This window comes from Pseudomonas sp. JE3303 (assembly GCF_056312565.1).
The window spans coordinates 43,608-65,568 of record NZ_JBWGIF010000004.1; the positions used below are offsets into that span (position 1 = coordinate 43,608).

A 21,961-nucleotide genomic window follows, 5' to 3' on the forward strand; every position below is an offset into this window, starting at 1 on the left:
TTCGCCACGCCCGGAAGGAGAAACCCATGGGACAGCGTACGCCTCTGTATGACCTGCACTTGGCGCTGGGCGCCAAGATGGTCGATTTTGGCGGTTGGGACATGCCCCTGCACTACGGCTCGCAGGTCGAGGAGCACCATCAGGTGCGCAGTGACTGCGGTGTCTTCGATGTTTCCCACATGACCGTCATCGACATTGGTGGCAGCGCCGCCGCGTCCTGGCTGCAGCGCTTGCTGGCCAACGATGTCATGCGCCTCGACGGCGCTGGCAAGGCGCTCTACAGCCCCATGCTGAACGAGCTGGGCGGCGTGGTGGACGACATGATCGTCTACCGCTGTGCCGAAGGCTTCCGCCTGGTGGTCAACGCCGCCACCCGCAACAAGGTGCTCGGTTGGCTACGGGGCTATAGCGACGGCTTCGACGTCGGCATCAGGGAACGGCCAGAGCTGGCCATCCTTGCCGTCCAGGGCCCGCATGCCCGCGACAAGGTCGCCGAACTGCTGAGCTCGGCACGTGCTGCGCTTGTGCGCGAGCTGCGCAGCTTCGAGGGCGTGGCCGACGGTGACTGGTTCATCGCCCGGACCGGCTACACCGGTGAGGATGGCCTGGAGATCATCATGCCCGCCGAGCAGGCGCCTGCGTTCTTCAACGACCTGGTCGGAGCCGGCATCGCCCCTAGTGGCCTGGGCGCCCGCGATACCTTGCGCCTTGAAGCCGGCATGAACCTGTACGGCCAGGACATAGACGAAGCCCACACCCCCCTGACCTCCAATCTGGGCTGGAGCGTGGCCTGGGAGCCTGCCGACCGCGACTTCATCGGACGCAGCGGCCTGCTGGCGGAAATCGAGCACGGCGTACAGGAAAAACTGGTGGGCCTGGTGCTTGAAGAGCGGGGTGTTCTGCGTGCTCATCAGGTGGTACGGGTTGCCGGGATTGGCGAAGGAGAGATCACCAGTGGTAGTTTCTCTCCTACGCTGAGCAAGTCCATTGCCCTGGCCCGTGTGCCAATGGCGACCGGCGACCGCGCCGAGGTGGAAATCCGCGGCAAATGGTATCCGGTACGGGTGGTCAAGCCGACCTTCGTGCGCCATGGCAAGATTCTGATCTGAACATTTTTCTGGCGGGCCAACCGCTGACCCAATCGAGGGCAATACGATGAGCAATATCCCCGCCGAACTGCGTTACGCCGAAAGCCACGAGTGGGCACGCCTGGAAGCCGATGGCAGCGTGACTGTCGGTATCAGCGACCACGCCCAGGAAGCCCTGGGTGACGTGGTGTTCGTCGAGCTGGCAGAGGTCGGCAAGGTGTTTGCCGCTGGCGACGCGGCCGGCGTGGTCGAGTCGGTGAAGGCTGCCTCCGACATCTACTCGCCGGTAAGCGGTGAAGTGATCGCGGTCAACGACGGCCTGGCCGACAGCCCGGAGCAACTGAACGAAGACCCGTATGGCGCGTGGATCTTCAAGCTCAAGCCAAGCAACCCGGCCGAGCTTGAAAGCCTCAAGGACGCCGCAGGCTACAAGGCCGCGATCGGCGAGTAAGTTTCCCCGGCATGAACGGCGATCCCTTCCTAGACTTGTAAGTCTCCATGAGACCTGGTCCAGGAAGAGAGCGTCGTCATGTCCCAGTCGCCACCCCTGCGTCAACTGCAAGAGCCCAACCCTTTTCTGCGCCGTCACCTGGGGCCCGATGCCTCGGAGCAGCAGGCCATGCTCGATGTGCTGGGCATTGCGAGCCGCAGCGAACTGATCGAGCAGACGGTGCCGCCTGGCATCCGCTTCAACCGCCCGCTGGACTTGCCGCCCGCCCTGGATGAACAGGCCGCGCTGACCAAGCTTGCAGGTTATGCACAGCAGAACCAGGTGTGGACCAGCCTGATCGGCATGGGCTATCACGGCACCTTGCCGCCCACGGTCATCCTTCGCAATGTGCTCGAGAATCCCGGCTGGTACACGGCCTATACCCCTTATCAGCCGGAGATAGCCCAGGGCCGCCTGGAAGCCTTGCTGAATTTCCAGCAGATGGTCATCGACCTTACGGGCCTGCCACTGGCCAATGCCTCGCTGCTCGATGAAGCGACAGCCGCTGCCGAAGCCATGGCATTGGCCAAGCGCATGGCCAAGAGCAAGAGCAATGCGTTTTTTGCCGACGAACACTGTCATCCGCAGACACTGTCGGTGCTCAAGACGCGTGCCGAAGGATTTGGGTTCGAGCTGGTCATCGATGCCGTGGATAACCTGGGCGACCACGCGGTGTTTGGCGCCTTGCTGCAATACCCGGACACCCAGGGTGAAGTCCGTGACTTGCGCCCGTTGATCCGGCAACTGCATGACCAGCAGGCGCTGGCGTGCGTTGCCGCCGACATCCTCAGCCTGGTGGTGCTCACACCGCCGGGCGAACAGGGCGCGGACGTGGTGCTGGGCTCGACCCAGCGTTTCGGCGTGCCCATGGGCTACGGCGGGCCTCACGCGGCCTACTTTGCTTGCCGCGACGAATTCAAGCGCGCCATGCCCGGGCGTATCATTGGCGTGTCGCGCGATGCCCGAGGCAACACCGCGCTGCGCATGGCCCTGCAGACCCGCGAGCAGCATATCCGTCGGGAAAAGGCCAACTCCAACATCTGCACTGCGCAGGTGCTGCTGGCCAACATCGCCGGCTTCTACGCTGTCTATCATGGGCCGGAAGGGCTTTTGCGGATTGCCCAGCGCATACACCGGCTGACCGTGATTCTTGCGGCTGGGCTGGAAGCCAAGGGCATCAAACGTATCAATACGCACTTCTTCGACACCCTGACCCTTGACGTTGGCGGCAGCCAGACGGCCATCATCGAAAGCGCCGAAGCCGCGCGGATCAACCTGCGTATTCTTGGCCGCGGCCACTTGGGCGTGAGCCTGGACGAAACCTGCAGCGAGGCCACAGTGCTGCGTCTGCTGGATATCTTCACAGGCGTCGACCACGGCCTGGACGTCGACACGCTTGACGGTCAGGACCTGCCCGCAGGCGTTCCGGACGAGCTGGCAAGAAGCACGTCCTTCCTGACGCATCCCGTGTTCAACCTGCACCACAGCGAGACCGAGATGCTGCGCTACCTCAAGCAGCTGGAGAACAAGGACCTCGCGCTGAACCAGTCGATGATCCCGCTGGGCTCCTGCACCATGAAGCTCAATGCCACCAGCGAGATGATCCCCATCACCTGGCCTGGCTTTGCCTTGCTCCATCCCTTCGCCCCGGCTGCCCAGGTGCAGGGCTACAAGGCAATGATCGAAGAGCTTGAGGCCTGGTTGTGCGCGATCACCGGGTTCGATGCCATCTGCATGCAGCCCAACTCTGGCGCGCAGGGTGAATACGCCGGTCTGATGGCGATCACCGCCTACCATCGCAGCCGCCAGCAGGCTGAACGTACGCTGTGCCTGATCCCGTCATCGGCCCACGGCACCAACCCCGCCTCGGCGCAGATGGCCGGCATGGAGGTGGTGATCGTCGAGTGCGACGAGGACGGCAACGTCGACCTGGAGGACCTCAAGGCCAAGGCTCACGCAGCGGGCGCGCGACTGTCATGCCTGATGGTCACCTACCCCTCGACCCATGGCGTCTACGAGGAAGGCATCCGCGAAATCTGCGAGGTAGTGCATCAACATGGCGGCCAGGTCTACATGGACGGCGCCAACCTGAACGCCCAGGTCGGGCTGGCGCGGCCGGCCGACATCGGCGCAGATGTCTCGCATATGAACCTGCACAAGACCTTTTGCATTCCCCACGGCGGAGGTGGACCAGGCATGGGACCGATTGGCGTGCGCGCGCACTTGGCGCCGTTCGTCGCCAGCCATCCCGTGGTCCCTGTGCCCGGTCCCGACCCACAGAACACTGCGATCAGTGCCGCCCCGTGGGGCAGCGCCAGCATCCTGCCGATCAGCTGGATGTACATTGCCATGATGGGGCCGCAGCTGGCCGACGCCAGCGAGGTGGCGATCCTCAGCGCCAACTACCTGGCCAGCCAACTATCCGGCGCCTTCCCTGTGCTATATCGCGGGCGCAACCAGCGAGTGGCCCACGAGTGCATCCTCGACCTGCGCCCGCTCAAGGCGCAGACCGGGATCACCGAGGAGGATGTAGCCAAGCGCCTGATGGACTATGGCTTCCATGCCCCGACCATGTCATTTCCCGTGCCCGGCACTTTGATGGTTGAGCCGACCGAGAGCGAATCGAAAGCCGAGCTGGACCGCTTCGTCGAGGCCATGCTGGCCATTCGCGCGGAGATCGCCCAGGTGCAGGAAGGCAATTGGCCGGCGGAGGACAACCCGCTCAGGCATGCGCCGCATACCCTCGCCGATGTGCTGGGGCCCTGGGAGCGGCCGTATGGAATCGAACAGGGTGTGGCGCCCACCGCGCATGTGCGCCAGTACAAGTATTGGCCGGCGGTGAACCGGGTGGACAATGTGTATGGGGACAGGAATCTGTTTTGTGCGTGCGTGCCGGTGGGCGACTATCGGTAGCCGCCCCCGTACTGATTACTGGGCTACGGCGTTCTTCGCCAGGATAGCGTTCGCCAGGTCCATGTCGCTGGCCTGAAGGCCTGGATTGTCAGCGCGAACCTTCTGCATCGCAGCCTCCAGGTACGGCCCGCGGATCGAGCCTTCGCTGGCGACATAGCTGCCGGCATTATCCTGCGCCGCGACGATCAGCTTGTGGTCCTTGAAGGTCAGGTAGGTCGATGCGGTAGTGGCACCGGACGAAATCACATCACGCCAGAAACCATCCGCCATGGCATAACCCATGGGCAGGGACATCAGGGCAACAGCGGCGACGGCTGATTTGAGACGCATGGTGGGTTCACTCTTGTTTGGGGACGATGCCCGCTTTGATCTGGTCAGCAGGATCAAGTTCCCGAGGCTCAGGCGCACACGCGCAGTACCTCGGCCTCGCTGGTCAGGCCTGACTCGATCTTCTGCACGCCGCTGCGACGCAAATCGCAAAGGCCTTCGCTCAGGGCCTGCCGGCGCAGCTTGCCCAGATCGGTGGCCGGTCTGATGCAGGCTCGCAGCCCGTCGCTCATGGACAGGAGCTCGAACAGACCCGTCCTGCCGTGGTATCCCGTGTCACGGCACAGGCGGCAGCTGGTGCCGGTATCGGGAGATGCCTTGCACGATGGGCACAAGGTGCGCACCAGGCGCTGGGCCAGCACCCCGAGCAGCGTGGCCTTGATCAGGTAATCGGCGACACCCAGCTCCTGCAGGCGGGTAATCGCGCTGCACGAGTCGTCGGTGTGCAGCGTCGATAACACCCTGTGACCCGTCAGCGCTGCCTGGATCGCTACCTGGGCAGTCTCCTGGTCGCGGATCTCGCCGATCATGATGATGTCCGGGTCCTGGCGCAGCAGGGCGCGAACCCCGCTTGCAAAACCCAGGTCGATACCAGGTTGCACCTGCAGCTGGTTGAAGGCCGGGTCGAGCCTTTCGATCGGGTCTTCGATGGTGCACAGGTTGACTTGCGGTGTAGCCAGTAGCTGGAGGCTGGCGTACAGCGTGCTGGTCTTGCCTGAGCCAGTGGGCCCCGTGACCAGCAGCAGGCCCTGGCGACATTGCAGCAGGCGTTGCCAGTGCTCCAGCGAGTCGCCCTCCAGGCCCAGCTGGACGAAGCCCTGTTGCAGTTGCTGGGGGTCGAACAGGCGCAGCACCAGCTTTTCGCCAAACGGAGTAGGCAGGGTCGACAGACGCACCTCGACCTCTCCACCGCTGGGCAACCGGCTCTTAAGGCGTCCATCCTGCGGACGGCGTCTTTCGGCAACGTTCATGCGGCCCAGGTGCTTGAAGCGGCTGACCAGCGCCAGGGTGACGCTGGCCGGAAACGCGTAGACCTGATGCAGCAGGCCGTCGATGCGAAAGCGCAAGCGGCCTTGGTCGCGCCTGGGCTCCAGGTGAATATCGCTGGCGCGCTGCTCGAAGGCGTACTGCAGCACCCAGTCAGCGATGTGGACGATGTGAGCGTCGTCGGCGCTGACGCTGGCCTGGCTGCGGCCCGATTCAAGCAGTTGCTCGAGCTCCCCCAGCCCAGGCGGCTGTTCATGGCGTGCGCCATGCACCGAATGCGCAAGGCGAAAGAACGTCTGGCCAAGCTGGCGGATCTGGACCGGACTGGCGAGTACCCGCCGCACTGGCTTGCCCAGGCTCTGGGCAAGGTCGGCTTCCCAGTCGCGAACGTAGGGTTGCGCGCTGGCCACCGTTACTCCCAGGGTGTCTACTCCCAGCGCCAGGATGCCGTGGCGCTGAGCGAACGCTGCGGACATGAGCCCGGTGACCTCCGCCACATCGACTTGCAAGGGATCGATGCGCTGATAGGGCTGCCCGACTTTTCCCGCCAGCCACTGGCAAAGGCTGTCCAGGTCCAGGTGACGGCGTGAACACGCCAGCAGTTCAAGCGGGTGAACCTCGGGGTGGGCAGCCGCGCGCTGACGCAGCGCGCTGGCCTGCTCGGCGTCGAGGCGCTGCTCGGCGTGCAAGGCGGCGATCAGGCGGTAGGGATCGAGAGTGTTATCAGGGCGAGCGTACATGCGGGCATCCGTGCCGGGCTTTGGAAGACCGCAAAGGCTAGCCGGCGAACGACTGGCGCGCCTCAGGCAAGAGTTACCGAATCTTGCGGGTACTCAGCTGGCCTGGACCGGGAGCACTTCATGCAGCTGCGCCACGGACTGAAGGCTTACCTCGCCGACACAGACAAGGTTGCGCAGCTTCTGCCCGATCACCTCGGCGCGGTGCCAGCTCAGGCCGGCCACATCGATCTCCATGCACAACATGTCTTCTTGCTGGTTCACCTGTACCCGATGCGGGGTCAGAAACTGCAGTGCGAACAGGTTGAGTACCCGGCACAGGCTATCGGGCTCGGCTTCGGCGTTGAGCTGGTAGCACACGCTGCTATGGGCGGCGCTGGCTGCCCAGGCGTCGGTGCGCAGGGGGGCGCTGGAGCGTTCGAGTGCGTTCATGGCGGTCTCCGGGATCGATGGCGAAAGTTTTACACGTCGAGACCGGTATTTTTTCTCTATGATTTCACTAAAACCGGTATCGACCGAATAGATCAATTCGCGACCGGCAACAAACAAGGAATAGTCATGCAAACAGAGCTGGACGCCCAAGACAGGCGCATATTGGCGCTGCTGCAAGAAGACGCGTCGCTGTCGAGCGCGCAGATCGCCGAACGCGTGGGATTGTCACAATCACCGTGTTGGCGGCGCATACAACGCCTGAAGGAGGAGGGGGTGATCCGTGGCCAGGTCACCTTGCTCGACCGCAAGAAGGTCGGGCTGAACACGCAGATTTTCGCCGAGGTAAAACTCAACGCCCACGGCCGCTCCAATTTCACCGAGTTCACCGAGGCAATCCGCGGCTTCCCTGAGGTACTGGAGTGCTATGTGCTGATGGGGTCGGTGGACTTCCTGCTGCGCATTGTCACCCCGGACATCGAAGCCTACGAGCGTTTCTTCTTCGAAAAGCTGTCGATGGTGCCGGGGATCCAGGAGGTCAACTCGATCGTGGCCTTGTCCGAAATCAAGTCCACGACCAGTCTGCCCTTATCGCGCTGACGGCGACTTGAGCAGGTGTTTCCAGGCGCGGCCCTGGAACACTGCCATGGCTTGCTGTACGCGTGCTTCGAGCACCTCGTCGCTGATCGGCTGGTTGGCCAGGTCGTGCAGCTTGTTCAGCTCGCCGTACAGGCGATCGAGCTCAGGCGATTCCAGCACCTGGCGGGCATGATGCAGCCAGGCCAGCAGGCGTTCGATGCGCGGCAACTGCTCGGCAAGATCCTCCGGCTGCTGCTGGTACAGCGGCAGCTGCAGGGTGCGGGCCTCTTCGAACAGCAGGTGGATCAGCCAGTTGCCCAGCTGTGCGCTGCCCTGGCGATCGCCACGCTTGGTGCGCTCTACAGTCCAGCCACGTGCCAGCAGCCAGCGTGAGGTTTCCAGCGAGAACTGGCCCCAGCGAGGGTCCAGCAGCTCTTCGGCGAACTGCTCGGGCGCGGCGCGGCGGACGTCTTCGTCGTCATTGCCGGCCAGCACCAGCGGGCGCCAGTCTTCGAGCAGGGCGTCGAGGCTGGTGCGCAAGGCGCGGGTGGTGGCGCGTGGCGCGGCCTGGCCAAGGCTGCTGGCCAAGGCGCGCAATTCGGCCAGGCACTGGACCCAGTCCTGCAGCAGGCGCCAATGGCCCGTGTGGCGGTATTGCTCGGCCAGGCGCTGGCTGCTGCCCAGCAGTTGCCAGGCGAGGGCGGCGAAGGCATCGTCGACTGGCATCTCAGGGTCGAGGGCCGCGCTTGGCAGGCCCAGGTTGTAGCTGCCTTCGTCGAGCAGGCGGTAGCCGCACTCTGCCTTGCTGATGTCACATGGCATCAGCGCGAGGGTAGCGGACAGCTCTGCGGCCAGTTCGAGCAGCGCTTCGGGCGAGCCTTCGCGCAGCTCGAGCTCGAGCTCGCAGATCTCTTCCTTGCGCTTGCCAGCGGTGACCGTGCCCAGGTCCAGGGCAGCCTCGATCACAACCTTGGCCTTGCCACGGCCCCAGGCGATCTCGGCGAATTCGCGGGTAAAGTCAGTGGTGAACAGCGGTTTGATGGACTTCTTGTCCAGCTCGGCCAGTTGGGCCGGCCAGCAGCTGTCGTCGAGCTTTTTCAGGTCGAGCTTGGCCTTGTCCAGCGGCCATTCGTATTCGTTGCGCTCCGACAGGCCGGCCACGCTCTGGCCACGGCACTTGAGGGTCTGGATGACCGCATCGCCGTCACGGCGCAGGCGCAGGGCCACTTTGGCGGCCGACAGGTCGCGCTCGGGCGTGTCGAAATACTGATTGAGCAGTTCGCGGGTCTGCCAGCCGGATTTGTTGCGCTTCTTGAGCAGCGGGTGCTCGCGCAGGGCTGCGAGGGTCTCGCGGCTGGCCCGCAGCTTGAGTTCGGTTTCTTTGTGCATTGCTGGGTGATCCAGGCTTTGAGGACAGGGCGTCTTGGCCGGGCAGTGTACAGCAGTCGGCCGCCGACGGTTTATTCCCGGTGCCCGATGGCTCTACTATGGGGGATGAATCCGAGGAGAACGCGCATGCCCCTGCCGTCGCTGAAAGACCAGTTCGCCGCCCTGATCGCCACACCATCGGTCAGTTGCACCCAGCCTGCGCTGGACCAGTCCAACCGCGCGGTGATCGACCTGCTCGCCGGCTGGCTGGGCGACCTGGGCTTTGCCTGCGAGATCCAGCAGGTGAGCCCGGGCAAGTTCAACCTGCTCGCCAGCTACGGCAGCGGTCCCGGCGGGTTGGTACTGGCCGGGCACAGCGACACGGTGCCCTACGACCCGCAGCTGTGGAAAAGCGATCCGCTGAAGCTGACGGAAGCCGATGGCCGCTGGGTAGGGCTGGGCAGCTGCGACATGAAGGGCTTTTTCGCACTGATCGTCGAGGCCGTGCAGCCATTGCTGGCGCATGACTTCAAGCAGCCGCTGCTGATCCTCGCCACCTGTGATGAAGAAAGCTCCATGGCGGGGGCCCGTGCGCTGGCCGAAGCGGGCCGGCCCCTGGGGCGGGCAGCGGTGATCGGCGAGCCGACCGGCCTGAAGCCGATCCGCATGCACAAGGGCATCCTCATGGAACGCATCGATATTCTCGGGCGCAGCGGCCACTCGTCGGACCCCAGCCTGGGCCACAGCGCCATGGAAGCCATGCATGCGGTAATGGGTGAGCTGATGGGCCTGCGCCAGCAATGGCAGCAGGCCTATCGCAATCCGCAGTTCACGGTGCCGCAACCGACCTTGAACTTCGGCTGCATTCACGGAGGAGACAACCCCAATCGCATCTGCGGCCAATGCGCCCTGGAGTTCGACCTGCGGCCCTTGCCCGGGATGGACGCCGAGCAGCTGCGCGCGGCCATCCGCCAGAAGCTCGCGCCGCTGGCCGAGCAGCATCAGGTAAAGATCGACTATGCGCCGCTGTTTCCCGAAGCGCCGGCGTTCGAGCAGAACGCGGATGCGGAACTGGTGCGGCTTGCCGAACGTCTTACCGGTCATCGTGCCGAAGCGGTGGCCTTTGCCACCGAAGCACCGTATTTTCAGAGCCTCGGCTGCGAGACACTGGTGCTAGGCCCAGGTGATATCGCCTGCGCCCACCAGCCTGGCGAATACCTCGAGATGTCACGCATCGAGCCTACCGTGCGTCTACTGCGTGAACTGATCCAACACTATTGCCTCAGTCCGGTAATTGGCCACTGAGTCGAAACGTTTCAAAAGGAGACTGCGCGTGACGCCTAGCCTGAACCGACGATAACCCTTCGAGCGCTGTGCCATCTCGCTTCTTGTTCACTTTTCATACAGGCTCCGGTTATGCCCGAATACGTCAATTGGCTGCGTCATGCTTCTCCCTACATCAATGCCCATCGCGACTGCACCTTCGTGGTCATGCTCCCTGGCGATGGCGTCGAGCACCCCAACTTCGGCAACATCGTGCACGACCTGGTGCTGTTGCACAGCCTGGGCGTACGCCTGGTGCTGGTGCATGGCTCGCGTCCGCAGATCGAAACGCGCCTGGCCGCCCGTGGCCTGACCCCGCATTACCATCACGGGATGCGTATCACCGATGCGCCGACCCTGGACTGCGTGATCGATGCAGTCGGCAGCCTGCGCGTGGCCATTGAAGCCCGCCTGTCGATGGACATGGCCGCTTCGCCCATGCAGGGCGCGCGCCTGCGGGTGGCCTCGGGCAACCTGGTGACCGCACGGCCGATCGGCGTGCTCGAAGGGGTGGACTACCACCACACGGGCGAAGTCCGCCGGATCGACCGCAAGGGCATCAGCCGCCTGCTCGACGAGCGCACCATCGTGCTGCTGTCGCCTCTGGGTTATTCGCCGACCGGCGAGATCTTCAACCTGGCCTGCGAGGACGTCGCCACCCGCGCGGCAATCGAGCTGGGTGCGGACAAACTGCTGTTGTTCGGTGCCGAGTCGGGCCTGCTCGACGAGCAGGGCCGGCTGGTGCGCGAATTGCGTCCGCAGCAGGTCCCGGCGCACTTGCAGCGCCTGGGCAGCGACTATCAGGGTGAACTGCTCGATGCCGCTGCAGAGGCCTGCAAGGGCGGCGTGGCGCGCAGCCATATCGTCAGCTATGCCGAGGACGGCGCGCTGCTCACCGAGCTGTTCACCCGTGATGGTGGGGGCACCTTGGTGGCCCAGGAGCAGTTCGAGATCGTGCGCGAGGCGACCATCGAAGACGTCGGTGGCCTGCTGCAACTGATCAGCCCGCTGGAAGAGCAAGGCATCCTGGTACGGCGCTCGCGCGAGGTGCTGGAGCGCGAAATCGAGCAATTCAGCGTGGTCGAGCGCGACGGTATGATCATCGCCTGCGCGGCGCTGTATCCGATCACCGGTTCAGAGGCGGGAGAGCTTGCGTGCCTGGCGGTCAATCCCGAATACCGCCATGGCGGGCGCGGTGATGACCTGCTCGAACGCATCGAGGTGCGTGCACGGCAGATGGGATTGAATACCTTGTTCGTGCTCACGACCCGCACGGCGCACTGGTTCCGCGAGCGCGGCTTTGCGCCAAGCGGGGTAGAGCGGCTGCCCGCGGCGCGGGCGTCGCTGTACAACTATCAGCGCAACTCGAAGATCTTCGAGAAGAGCATCTAGGCCCGGCACCGCTGCGCGGCAGGCCAAGAAACGCCGTCGTTTCGACGGCGTTTCTGCTTACACCGTATGCAGGTACCAGTTGTACTCGAGGTCGGAGATCGAATGCTCGAACTCTTCCAGCTCGCTTTCCTTGCACGCGACAAAGATGTCGATGTACTTCGGATCGATGTACTTGTTGAGGATCTCGCTGTCGTCCAGCTCGCGCAGGGCATCGCGCAGGTTGTTCGGCAGGCTCTGGTCCAGCTGCTCGTAGGCGTTGCCTTCGATCGGCGCGCCAGGCTCGACCTTGTTGGTCAGGCCATGGTGTACACCGGCCAGCACCGCCGCCATCAGCAGGTACGGGTTGGCGTCGGCGCCCGCCACGCGGTGCTCAAGACGCACGGCGTCCGGCGAGCCGGTCGGCACGCGCACGGCAACGGTACGGTTGTCCAGGCCCCAGGTCTGCGCATTGGGCACGTAGAACTGCGCACCAAAGCGGCGGTACGAGTTGACGTTCGGGCACAGGAACGCCATCGACGCGGGCAGGGTCTCGAGCACACCGCCGACAGCGTGACGTAACGCGGCGTTCTGCTCGGGATCCTCGCTGGTAAAGATGTTCCGGCCATCTTTGTCCAGGATGGAAATGTGGACGTGCAGACCATTACCTGCCTGGCCCGGGTAGGGCTTGGCCATGAAGGTGGTGTCCATCTCATGGTCGTAGGCGATGTTCTTGATCAGGCGCTTGAGCAGCACCGCGTAGTCACAGGCCTTGAGCGGGTCGGCGACGTGGTGCAGGTTGACCTCGAACTGCGCCGGGGCGCTTTCCTTGACGATGGCGTCGGCAGGAATGCCCTGCTCCTTGGCACCTTCGAGGATGTCCTGGAGGCAGTCGACGTACTCGTCGAGATCATCGATCAGGTAGACCTGGGTCGATTGCGGACGCTTGCCCGAGATCGGCGAGCGCGGCGGCTGCGGACGGCCGTTCACGTTCTCCTGGTCGATCAGGTAGAACTCCAGCTCGAACGCGGCGCAGATGGTCAGGCCCATGTCGTCGAACTTGCTGACGACCTGACGCAGCACTTCACGAGGATCGGCGAAAAACGGCTCGCCTTCGATCTCGTGCATGGTCATCAACAGCTGCGCGGTAGGGCGCTTCTGCCATGGCTCGTTGGAGAGGGTGTCCGGGATCGGATAACAGATGCGGTCGGCATCGCCGATGTCCAGGCCAAGGCCTGTGCTTTCGACGGTCGAACCGTTGATGTCGAGGGCGAATAGGGAGGCCGGCAGGTTGATGCCTTTCTCGTAAACCTTGTGGAGGCTGGTCCGTTCGATGCGTTTGCCACGCACCACACCATTCATATCTGCAATCAGAAGGTCAACGTAGAGAACCTCAGGATGTTCCTTAAGGAACGCGTTCGCTTCGTTAAGCTGAACGGCACGCGGGGGTACCGACATGATGCAACACCTTTTTTGTTAAAAATATCAATCAAGGGGGGCTTGCAGTGCCAGTCAATCGGAAAGGCTTTGTGAAGTCAAGTCAACCCATTGATGCCCCGAAATGGCACTGCGACGGCCATTTTGCTGCAAATCAGGGCAAGCCATTATCCGCTATTTCTTCTGAAAAGAGCTATCCAGGCAGGCCGTGTTTTATTTTTTACAGGGTTGTTGTGAAAAAAAATGAACAAGGCTAAGCTCGACCTCAACCCATAACAGCATAAAAACATCGGGGGTTACATGTCTCGCCCGTCATCGATCGGCGCTGCCGCCAGCACCTGGCCGGCAAAAATGCCCCGCCTGGCCGCAATAATTGACGGCTCGGACACATCTCATCCCGTCACCCTTCTGCAAAGCCTGCCTTCCCAATATAGCGCGACTGCCGACGACCGCATTTTGTTGTCCCCGAGCCTTTGCCACGAGACCGCAATGCCAGCCAGAATGGCAGATACCGTCCTGTGGGCGGTACAACGCGGCGCAACGGCGGCGCACAGCGCCCGAACCTGACGGCAAGGGCATTACCTCCTGAGGTCTTTATGAGTAGCAACCTCGACCAGCTCACCGATTGGTTGAAAGAACACAAGATCACCGAAGTCGAGTGCCTGATCAGCGACTTGACCGGGATCACCCGCGGCAAGATCTCGCCGACCAACAAGTTCATCGCCGAAAAAGGCATGCGGCTGCCCGAGAGCGTGCTGCTGCAGACCGTGACCGGCGACTACGTCGACGACGACATCTATTACGAACTGCTCGACCCGGCCGACATCGACATGATCTGCCGCCCTGACGAGAACGCGGTGTTTCTCGTGCCCTGGGCCATAGAGCCGACCGCGCAGGTGATCCACGACACCTACGACAAGATGGGCAATCCGGTCGAGCTGTCGCCGCGCAACGTGCTCAAGAAGGTGCTCAAGCTCTATGCCGAGAAAGGCTGGCAGCCCATCGTGGCGCCCGAGATGGAGTTCTACCTGACCAAGCGCTGCGAAGATCCGGACTTCCCGCTGCAGCCGCCGATTGGCCGCTCGGGCCGTCCTGAAACGGGCCGCCAGTCGTTCTCCATCGAAGCTGCAAACGAATTCGACCCCCTGTTCGAAGACGTCTACGACTGGTGCGAACTGCAGAACCTCGATCTCGACACGCTGATCCACGAAGACGGCACGGCGCAGATGGAGATCAACTTCCGTCATGGCAATGCCCTGCACCTGGCCGACCAGATCCTGGTGTTCAAGCGCACCATGCGCGAGGCCGCGCTCAAGCACAACGTCGCCGCCACCTTCATGGCCAAGCCCATGACCGGCGAGCCAGGCAGCGCCATGCACCTGCACCAGAGCATCATCGACGTGAACACCGGCAAGAACATCTTCTCCAACGAAGACGGCAGCATGAGCCAGCTGTTCCTTCACCACGTTGGTGGCCTGCAGAAGTTCATCCCCGAAGTGCTGCCGCTGTTCGCGCCCAACGTCAACTCGTTCCGCCGCTTCCTGCCCGACACCTCGGCGCCGGTGAACGTCGAGTGGGGCGAAGAGAACCGCACCGTAGGCCTGCGCGTGCCCGATGCCGGCCCGCAGAACCGCCGGGTCGAGAACCGCCTGCCGGGCGCCGATGCCAATCCATACCTGGCGATCGCCGCGAGTCTGCTGTGCGGCTACATCGGCATGGTCGAGGGCCTCACCCCGAGCGCACCGGTCCAGGGCCGTGGCTACGAGCGCCGTAACCTGCGCCTGCCGCTGACCCTCGAGGATGCGCTGGAGCGGATGGAGAACTGCCGGTCCCTGGAAAAATACCTTGGCAAGAAATTCATCGCAGGGTACGTGGCGACCAAGCGAGCCGAACACGAAAACTTCAAACGGGTAATCAGCTCCTGGGAACGCGAGTTCCTGCTGTTTGCCGTCTGATCAACCCTGAAGCCGCAGGAGCGCGGCCGTCGGAAAACGGAGAAGCACATGAGCGCCAACAACCCGCAAACCCGTGAATGGCAAGCCCTGAGCGGCGAACATCACCTGGCACCTTTCAGCGACTACAAGCAGCTGAAGGAAAAGGGGCCGCGCATCATTACCCGCGCCCAGGGCGTGCATTTGTGGGACAGCGAAGGTCACAAGATCCTCGACGGCATGGCAGGCTTGTGGTGCGTGGCAGTTGGCTATGGCCGCGAAGAGCTGGTGCAGGCGGCGGAAAAACAGATGCGCGAGCTGCCGTACTACAACCTGTTCTTCCAGACCGCACACCCTCCCGCGCTGGAACTGGCCAAGGCGATCACCCAGGTCGCGCCCGAAGGCATGAGCCATGTGTTCTTCACCGGCTCCGGCTCCGAAGGCAACGACACCGTGCTGCGCATGGTGCGCCATTACTGGGCCCTGAAGGGCAAGCCGAACAAGCAGACGCTGATCGGCCGGGTCAATGGCTACCATGGTTCCACGGTGGCGGGTGCAAGCCTTGGCGGCATGAGCGGCATGCACGAGCAGGGCGGCCTGCCGATCCCGGGCATCGTGCATATCCCGCAGCCCTACTGGTTTGGTGAAGGCGGCGACATGACCCCGGATGAATTCGGCATCTGGGCGGCAGAGCAGCTGGAGAAAAAGATACTCGAGGTCGGCGAAGACCAGGTCGCGGCTTTCATTGCCGAGCCGATCCAGGGCGCCGGCGGAGTGATCATTCCACCAGATACCTATTGGCCGAAGATCAAGGAGATCCTCGCCAAGTACGACATCCTCTTCGTCGCGGACGAAGTTATCTGCGGGTTCGGCCGTACAGGCGAGTGGTTCGGCTCCGACTACTACGGCCTGAAACCGGACCTGATGACCATCGCCAAGGGGCTGACCTCCGGTTACATCCCCATGGGCGGCGTGATCGTTCGTGACACCGTGGCCAACGTGTTGAGCGAGGGCGGTGACTTCAATCACGGCTTCACCTATTCCGGTCACCCGGTCGCGGCGGCCGTGGGCCTTGAAAACCTGCGCATCCTGCGGGACGAGAAGATCGTCGAAAAGGCCAGGACAGAAACGGCACCATACTTGCAAAAGCGTCTGCGCGAGCTTGGCGATCACCCGCTGGTGGGTGAGGTTCGCGGCCTGGGCCTGCTCGGCGCGATCGAGCTGGTCAAGGACAAGGCAAGCCGCAGCCGCTTCGAGGGCAAGGGCGCAGGCATGATCTGCCGTAACTTCTGCTTCGAGAACGGGCTGGTGATGCGCGCGGTCGGCGACACGATGATCATCGCGCCGCCGCTGGTGATCAGCTTCGAGGAGATCGACGAGCTGATTGAAAAAGCCCGCAAATGCCTGGACCTGACCCTCGAAGCGGTCCGTTGACCGCCTGCTAGGCTAGCGTTGTGACATTAAGCGGTTACAAGGTCCTGCTTTCCTTGAAACAGCGCCTTGTAACTTGCCAGACTATGGGGCTGTTTCAGTCGATCGAGGCGTCTACCGCGGACCCTGGCTGCTGAATCGATGGCTAATCAAAAAATTCCGGAGCATGACGCATGATGAAAATGGGCAAGACGTTGCTGGCCGCAGCCCTGATGGGGGCCATGACCACTGCCGCTCAGGCGGATGACAAGGTGCTGCACGTCTACAACTGGTCTGACTATATTGCAGCCGACACCGTGGCCAAGTTCGAGAAGCAGACCGGCATCAAGGTGGTCTACGACGTCTTCGACAGCAACGAAACCCTCGAAGCCAAGCTGCTGGCGGGCAAGTCCGGCTACGACATCGTCGTGCCGTCGAACAACTTCCTGGCCAAGCAGATCAAGGCCGGCGTCTACCAGGAACTGGACAGGTCCAAGCTGCCTAACTGGAAGAACCTCGACGAGGACCTGCTCAAGGCCGTTGGCGACGCCAGCGACCAGGGCAACAAGCACGCCTTCCCTTACATGTGGGGCTCCATCGGCATCGGCTACAACCCCGCGAAGGTCAAGGCCGCGCTGGGCGTCGACAAGATCGATTCCTGGGACGTGGTGTTCAAGCCCGAGAACATGGAGAAGCTCAAGAGCTGCGGCGTGAGCTTCCTCGACGCGCCGACCGAGATGATCCCGGCGGCGCTGCATTACCTTGGCAAGCCGACCAACAGCAAGGACAAGGCTGATCTCAAGGCCGCCGAAGACCTGTTCATGAAGATCCGTCCTTCGGTCGCCTACTTCCACTCATCCAAGTACATCTCGGACCTGGCCAACGGCAACATCTGCGTCGCCGTGGGTTACTCGGGCGACCTCGAGCAGTCCAAGGCACGCGCCCACGAAGCGGGCGACAAGGTCAAGCTGGCCTATACCATTCCAAAAGAAGGCGCAGGCACCTTCTACGACATGGTCGCCATCCCCAAGGATGCTGCCAACCTCGATGCCGCCTACACCTTCATGAACTACCTGCTGCAGCCTGAAGTCATGGCCGAGATCACCAACGCCGTGCGCTTCCCGAACGGCAACAAGGCGGCCACGCCGCTGGTGGACAAGGACATCACCGGCGATCCGGCCATCTATCCTTCGGATGAAGTGAAAAAGCAGCTGTACGCGATCAGCGACCTGGAGCCAGGCACCCTGCGCCTGATTACCCGCAGCTGGACCAAGATCAAGTCGGGCAAGTAAGCCCCGGCTGTACTCGCATGTGCCGCCCCAGGGCGGCTCGTGCGAGCGTGCCAAGACAAATTTGTTTTGCTGCATCGAGGCAGCGCATGTAAGTTGCGCGCCGGTTTTGCTTGTGCGGCAGGTGTGCTGCCGTGACCACGGGCACTATTGTGAGGACCTCCCACTTGTCTATTTCCATCTTTCGCAAGGCCATGCTGGCCGGAGCGGGTCTGACGCTGGCTTTCAGCGTCCAAGCGGCGCCCACGGTGCACTTCTACAACTGGTCGGACTACATCGGCCCGAACACGCTCGCGGATTTCGAAAAAGAGACTGGCATCAAGCCGGTGCAGGACGTTTTCGACTCCAACGAAACCCTCGAAGGCAAGCTGCTGGCCGGTCGTACCGGCTATGACCTGGTCGTGCCGTCGAACCATTTTCTTGGCAAGCAGATAAAGGCGGGCGCATTCCAGAAGCTCGACCGCAACCTGCTGCCCAATTACGTCAATCTCGACCCTGCGCTGATGAAGCGCCTGGAAATGAACGACCCAGGCAACGCCTACGCCGTGCCCTACCTGTGGGGCACCAACGGCATCGGTTACAACGTCGAGAAGGTCAAGGCTGCGCTGGGCGTCGATACCATCGACTCCTGGGCGGTGCTGTTCGAGCCCGAGAACATGAAGAAGCTGTCCAAGTGCGGCGTTGCCTTCCTCGATTCGGCTGACGAAATGCTGCCGGCGGTCCTCAACTACATGGGCCGGGATCCCAACAGCACCAATGCCAAGGACTACGCCGACGCCGAGAAGAAGCTGCTGGCCGTGCGCCCGTACGTGACCTACTTCCACTCGTCCAAGTACATCACCGACCTTGCCAACGGCGACATCTGCGTGGCTGCCGGCTTCTCCGGCGATGTATTCCAGGCCAAGGCCCGCGCCGAGGAAGCTGGCAAGGGCGTGACCCTGGCCTATGCCATTCCCAGGGAAGGCGGCAACCTCTGGTTCGACGTGCTGGCGATTCCCAAGGACGCCCGGAACGTCAAGGAGGCCCATGCCCTCATCAACTATCTGCTGAAACCTGAGGTGATCGCCCAGGTCAGTGACTATGTCGGTTATGCCAACCCGAACCCCAAGGCTGGCGAGTTGATGGACCAGGCCGTGAGGACGGACGCCGCGGTTTACCCGCCGCAGGACGTATTGGACAAGATGTTCGTCAACAGTGAGTTGCCGCCGAAGGTGCAGCGCCTGATGACCCGCAGCTGGACCAAGGTCAAGTCGGGCAAGTAAAAATCCAGGCCCGCCGTGCAAGGGGCGGGCGCTAAAATCTTGTTGGGAGTTTCACTCATGGCAGTTGCCACCGGTGCCTATAAGAAAGCCCTCGAAGGCGACCAGCAGCTCAAGCAGGTGCTGGTCAAGATCGACAGGGTGACGAAAAAGTTCGACGAAACGGTCGCCGTGGACGATGTGTCCCTGGAAATCCGCAAGGGCGAGATCTTTGCCCTGCTGGGCGGCTCGGGTTCGGGCAAGTCCACCCTGCTGCGCATGCTGGCGGGTTTCGAGCGCCCGACCGAAGGACGGATCTTTCTCGACGGCGTGGACATCACCGATATGCCGCCGTACGAGCGTCCGATCAACATGATGTTCCAGTCCTACGCGCTGTTCCCGCACATGACCGTGGCGCAGAACATCGCTTTCGGGCTGCAGCAGGACAAGATGTCCAAGGCTGACATCGAGGCCCGTGTCGGCGAGATGCTCAAGCTGGTGCACATGACCCAGTACGCCAAGCGCAAGCCCCACCAGCTCTCCGGGGGCCAGCGTCAGCGGGTCGCCCTGGCCCGCTCCCTGGCCAAAAGTCCCAAGTTGCTGTTGCTCGACGAGCCAATGGGCGCGCTGGACAAGAAGCTGCGCTCGCAGATGCAGCTGGAACTGGTCGAGATCATCGAGCGTGTCGGCGTGACCTGCGTGATGGTGACCCACGACCAGGAAGAGGCCATGACCATGGCCCAGCGCATCGCCATCATGCACCTGGGCTGGATTGCCCAGATCGGTTCGCCGGTGGACGTCTACGAGACGCCGACCAGCCGTCTGGTGTGCGAATTCATCGGCAACGTCAACCTGTTCGACGGCGAAGTGGTCGACGATGCCGAAGGCCACGCGCTGATCGCCAGCCCGGAGCTTGAGCGCAGCATCTACGTCGGCCACGGTGTCAGCACCTCGGTCGAGGACAAGAGCATCACCTACGCGCTGCGCCCCGAAAAACTGCTGGTCACCACCCAGCAGCCGAGCCACGAATACAACTGGTCGCGCGGCAAGGTCCACGACATTGCCTACCTGGGCGGCCACTCGGTGTTCTATGTCGAGCTGCCCAGCGGCAAGGTAGTCCAGTCGTTCGTCGCCAATGCCGAGCGCCAGGGCGCCCGGCCGACCTGGGGTGACCAGGTCTACGTCTGGTGGGAAGACGACAGCGGCGTGGTCCTGCGGTCATGAAAGTCCGCAAGCTCAAGCGAGCCTTCCAGCGCCTGACCCCGGAGGGGCGGCACCTGGTGATCGGCGTGCCGTTCATCTGGCTGTTCCTGTTCTTCATGCTGCCGTTCTTCATCGTCCTGAAGATCAGCTTTGCCGAAGCCGATGTCGCGATCCCGCCGTACACCGAGATCTACAGCTACGTCGAAGACAAGATCCAGCTGGTCCTCAACCTGGCCAACTATGGCCTGCTCACCGAGGACGAGCTGTACATCGCGGCCTACCTCGGCTCGTTGAAGATGGCTTTCATCAGTACCGTGCTGTGCCTGCTGATCGGCTTCCCGATGGCCTACGCCATCGCCAATGCGCGCAAGGAATCCCAGACGGTGCTGTTGCTGCTGATCATGATGCCGACCTGGACGGCGATCCTGATCCGCGTCTATGCCTGGATGGGTATCCTCAGCAACAACGGGCTGCTCAACAGCTTCCTGATGTGGCTGGGCCTGATCGACCAGCCGCTGCAGATCCTCAACACCAACCTCGCGGTGTACATCGGCGTCGTCTATTCGTACTTGCCGTTCATGATCCTGCCGCTGTTCGCCAACCTGGTCAAACATGACCAGAGCCTGCTTGAAGCCGCGTCGGACCTCGGGTCGAGCACGTTCAACAGCTTCTGGAAGATCACCGTGCCGCTGTCGAAAAACGGCATCATCGCCGGCTGCATGCTGGTGTTCATCCCGGTGGTGGGCGAGTTCGTGATTCCCGAGCTGCTTGGCGGTCCTGAGACCCTGATGATCGGCAAGGTGCTGTGGCAGGAATTCTTCAACAACCGTGACTGGCCGGTGGCGTCCGCCCTGGCGGTGGTGATGCTGGTGATCCTGATCGTGCCTATCCTGCTGTTCAACCGCAGCCAGGCCAAAGAGATGGAGGGCAGGGCATGAAGCGCTTCGGTTTTTCCAAGCTGATGCTGGTGCTGGGCCTGGTGTTCATCTACCTGCCGATGCTGATCCTGGTGATCTATTCGTTCAACGCCTCCAAGCTAGTGACGGTGTGGGGCGGCTGGTCGGTCAAGTGGTACGTCGGCCTGCTCGACAATACCCAGCTGATGGGCTCGGTGATGCGCTCGCTGGAGATCGCCTGCTACACCGCAGTCGCGGCCGTGGCGCTGGGGACCCTGGCGGCATTCGTGCTGACCCGGGTCACCCGCTTCAAGGGGCGCACGCTGTTCGGTGGCCTGGTCACCGCGCCGCTGGTGATGCCCGAGGTGATCACCGGCCTGTCGCTGCTGTTGCTGTTCGTGGCCATGGCCCAGCTGATCGGCTGGCCTCAGGAGCGGGGTATCGTGACCATCTGGATCGCACACACCACGTTCTGTGCGGCCTATGTGGCCGTGGTGGTGTCGGCGCGCCTGCGTGAGCTTGACCTGTCGATCGAAGAAGCGGCCATGGACCTGGGTGCACGGCCGTGGAAGGTATTCTTCCTGATCACCATCCCGATGATCGCGCCATCGCTGGCGGCGGGCGGCATGATGTCATTTGCCCTTTCGCTGGACGACCTGGTGCTGGCGAGCTTTGTTTCCGGGCCAGGCTCCACCACCTTGCCGATGGAAGTGTTCTCGGCCGTGCGCCTGGGTGTGAAACCCGAGATCAACGCCGTGGCCAGCTTGATCCTGCTGTCGGTGTCGCTGGTGACTTTCCTGGTCTGGTACTTCAGTCGCCAGGCCGAAGAGCGCCGCCGCCGTGCGATCCAGCAGGCGATCGAGGAGAGTGCCGCGGGGAACTGGAAACAGCCTGAGGTGCGGCGCCCGGCCGTGGCGCCGGTCTCGGTGTAAAACACTCCTGTGGGAG

At 62.8% G+C, this 21,961-nt stretch carries 18 protein-coding genes; 13 read left to right on the forward strand and 5 right to left on the reverse strand.

The genetic code is table 11. The features are described 5' to 3' along the window. Positions 1-26 precede the first annotated feature (26 nt). The 3 genes from gcvT (at position 27) to gcvP (ending at position 4,491) form a co-directional block, all read left to right on the forward strand. On the forward strand, positions 27-1,109 hold the full coding sequence (gene gcvT / locus AC0ZZU_RS07235) for a glycine cleavage system aminomethyltransferase GcvT (RefSeq protein WP_476339834.1): 1,083 nt from the start codon (positions 27-29) through the stop codon (positions 1,107-1,109). 46 nt (positions 1,110-1,155) lie between these two features. Next, complete coding sequence (gene gcvH / locus AC0ZZU_RS07240; protein WP_476339835.1) at positions 1,156-1,539, forward strand: glycine cleavage system protein GcvH; 384 nt, start codon at positions 1,156-1,158, stop codon at positions 1,537-1,539. Positions 1,540-1,617: 78 nt separating this feature from the next. Further along, positions 1,618-4,491: an aminomethyl-transferring glycine dehydrogenase gene (gene gcvP, locus AC0ZZU_RS07245; protein WP_476339836.1), complete on the forward strand. Its 2,874-nt coding sequence runs from the start codon at positions 1,618-1,620 to the stop codon at positions 4,489-4,491. A gap of 15 nt (positions 4,492-4,506) precedes the next feature. Here gcvP and AC0ZZU_RS07250 read toward each other — a convergent pair whose 3' ends face one another. The 3 genes from AC0ZZU_RS07250 to AC0ZZU_RS07260 all read right to left on the reverse strand — a co-directional run bounded on the left by AC0ZZU_RS07250 (position 4,507) and on the right by AC0ZZU_RS07260 (position 6,974). After that, the gene (locus AC0ZZU_RS07250) at positions 4,507-4,821 is read right to left on the reverse strand and encodes a DUF2388 domain-containing protein (protein WP_476339837.1); all 315 of its coding nucleotides are present in this window, start codon (positions 4,819-4,821) and stop codon (positions 4,507-4,509) included. Between the two features lie 68 nt (positions 4,822-4,889). After that, positions 4,890-6,545, reverse strand: a complete 1,656-nt coding sequence (locus AC0ZZU_RS07255) for a GspE/PulE family protein (RefSeq protein ID WP_476339838.1) — start codon at positions 6,543-6,545, stop codon at positions 4,890-4,892. A 93-nt stretch (positions 6,546-6,638) separates the two neighbouring features. After that, the gene (locus AC0ZZU_RS07260) at positions 6,639-6,974 is read right to left on the reverse strand and encodes a hypothetical protein (RefSeq protein ID WP_476339839.1); all 336 of its coding nucleotides are present in this window, start codon (positions 6,972-6,974) and stop codon (positions 6,639-6,641) included. Positions 6,975-7,100: 126 nt separating this feature from the next. On the opposite strand from AC0ZZU_RS07260, the gene AC0ZZU_RS07265 reads away from it, so the two are divergent. Next, complete coding sequence (locus tag AC0ZZU_RS07265; protein ID WP_476339840.1) at positions 7,101-7,571, forward strand: Lrp/AsnC family transcriptional regulator; 471 nt, start codon at positions 7,101-7,103, stop codon at positions 7,569-7,571. On the opposite strand, the gene AC0ZZU_RS07270 is transcribed toward AC0ZZU_RS07265, so the two are convergent. Beyond that, complete coding sequence (locus tag AC0ZZU_RS07270) at positions 7,560-8,939, reverse strand: CYTH domain-containing protein (RefSeq protein WP_476339841.1); 1,380 nt, start codon at positions 8,937-8,939, stop codon at positions 7,560-7,562. The genes AC0ZZU_RS07265 and AC0ZZU_RS07270 overlap by 12 nt on opposite strands. Before the next feature lie 126 nt (positions 8,940-9,065). On the opposite strand from AC0ZZU_RS07270, the gene argE reads away from it, so the two are divergent. Both argE and argA read left to right on the forward strand, forming a co-directional pair. Beyond that, entirely contained in the window at positions 9,066-10,223 is a 1,158-nt protein-coding gene (gene argE / locus AC0ZZU_RS07275) for an acetylornithine deacetylase (RefSeq protein WP_476339842.1), read from the forward strand. 111 nt (positions 10,224-10,334) lie between these two features. After that, positions 10,335-11,633 carry an amino-acid N-acetyltransferase gene (argA, locus tag AC0ZZU_RS07280; protein WP_158461532.1) on the forward strand — a complete coding sequence of 433 codons (1,299 nt, stop codon included), beginning with the start codon at positions 10,335-10,337 and terminating at the stop codon, positions 11,631-11,633. Between the two features lie 57 nt (positions 11,634-11,690). Here argA and AC0ZZU_RS07285 read toward each other — a convergent pair whose 3' ends face one another. After that, positions 11,691-13,067 carry a glutamine synthetase family protein gene (locus AC0ZZU_RS07285; protein ID WP_476339843.1) on the reverse strand — a complete coding sequence of 459 codons (1,377 nt, stop codon included), beginning with the start codon at positions 13,065-13,067 and terminating at the stop codon, positions 11,691-11,693. A 575-nt stretch (positions 13,068-13,642) separates the two neighbouring features. On the opposite strand from AC0ZZU_RS07285, the gene AC0ZZU_RS07290 reads away from it, so the two are divergent. The 7 genes from AC0ZZU_RS07290 to AC0ZZU_RS07320 all read left to right on the forward strand — a co-directional run bounded on the left by AC0ZZU_RS07290 (position 13,643) and on the right by AC0ZZU_RS07320 (position 21,945). Then, positions 13,643-15,001 carry a glutamine synthetase family protein gene (locus tag AC0ZZU_RS07290; protein ID WP_476339844.1) on the forward strand — a complete coding sequence of 453 codons (1,359 nt, stop codon included), beginning with the start codon at positions 13,643-13,645 and terminating at the stop codon, positions 14,999-15,001. A gap of 48 nt (positions 15,002-15,049) precedes the next feature. Further along, entirely contained in the window at positions 15,050-16,411 is a 1,362-nt protein-coding gene (locus tag AC0ZZU_RS07295) for an aspartate aminotransferase family protein (RefSeq protein ID WP_476339845.1), read from the forward strand. Between the two features lie 170 nt (positions 16,412-16,581). Beyond that, positions 16,582-17,679: a polyamine ABC transporter substrate-binding protein gene (locus AC0ZZU_RS07300; RefSeq protein WP_476339846.1), complete on the forward strand. Its 1,098-nt coding sequence runs from the start codon at positions 16,582-16,584 to the stop codon at positions 17,677-17,679. Positions 17,680-17,843: 164 nt separating this feature from the next. Next, the gene (locus AC0ZZU_RS07305; protein WP_476339847.1) at positions 17,844-18,938 is read left to right on the forward strand and encodes a polyamine ABC transporter substrate-binding protein; all 1,095 of its coding nucleotides are present in this window, start codon (positions 17,844-17,846) and stop codon (positions 18,936-18,938) included. A 57-nt stretch (positions 18,939-18,995) separates the two neighbouring features. Then, entirely contained in the window at positions 18,996-20,138 is a 1,143-nt protein-coding gene (gene potA, locus AC0ZZU_RS07310) for a polyamine ABC transporter ATP-binding protein (RefSeq protein ID WP_476339848.1), read from the forward strand. Further along, positions 20,135-21,055 (forward strand): ABC transporter permease subunit, encoded by a 921-nt coding sequence (locus AC0ZZU_RS07315; protein WP_158461525.1) that lies wholly within the window; start codon positions 20,135-20,137, stop codon positions 21,053-21,055. Before potA ends, AC0ZZU_RS07315 begins: the two co-directional genes overlap by 4 nt. After that, entirely contained in the window at positions 21,052-21,945 is an 894-nt protein-coding gene (locus AC0ZZU_RS07320; protein ID WP_476339849.1) for an ABC transporter permease subunit, read from the forward strand. The genes AC0ZZU_RS07315 and AC0ZZU_RS07320 overlap by 4 nt, the downstream gene beginning before the upstream one ends. The last annotated feature ends 16 nt before the right edge of the window (positions 21,946-21,961 follow it).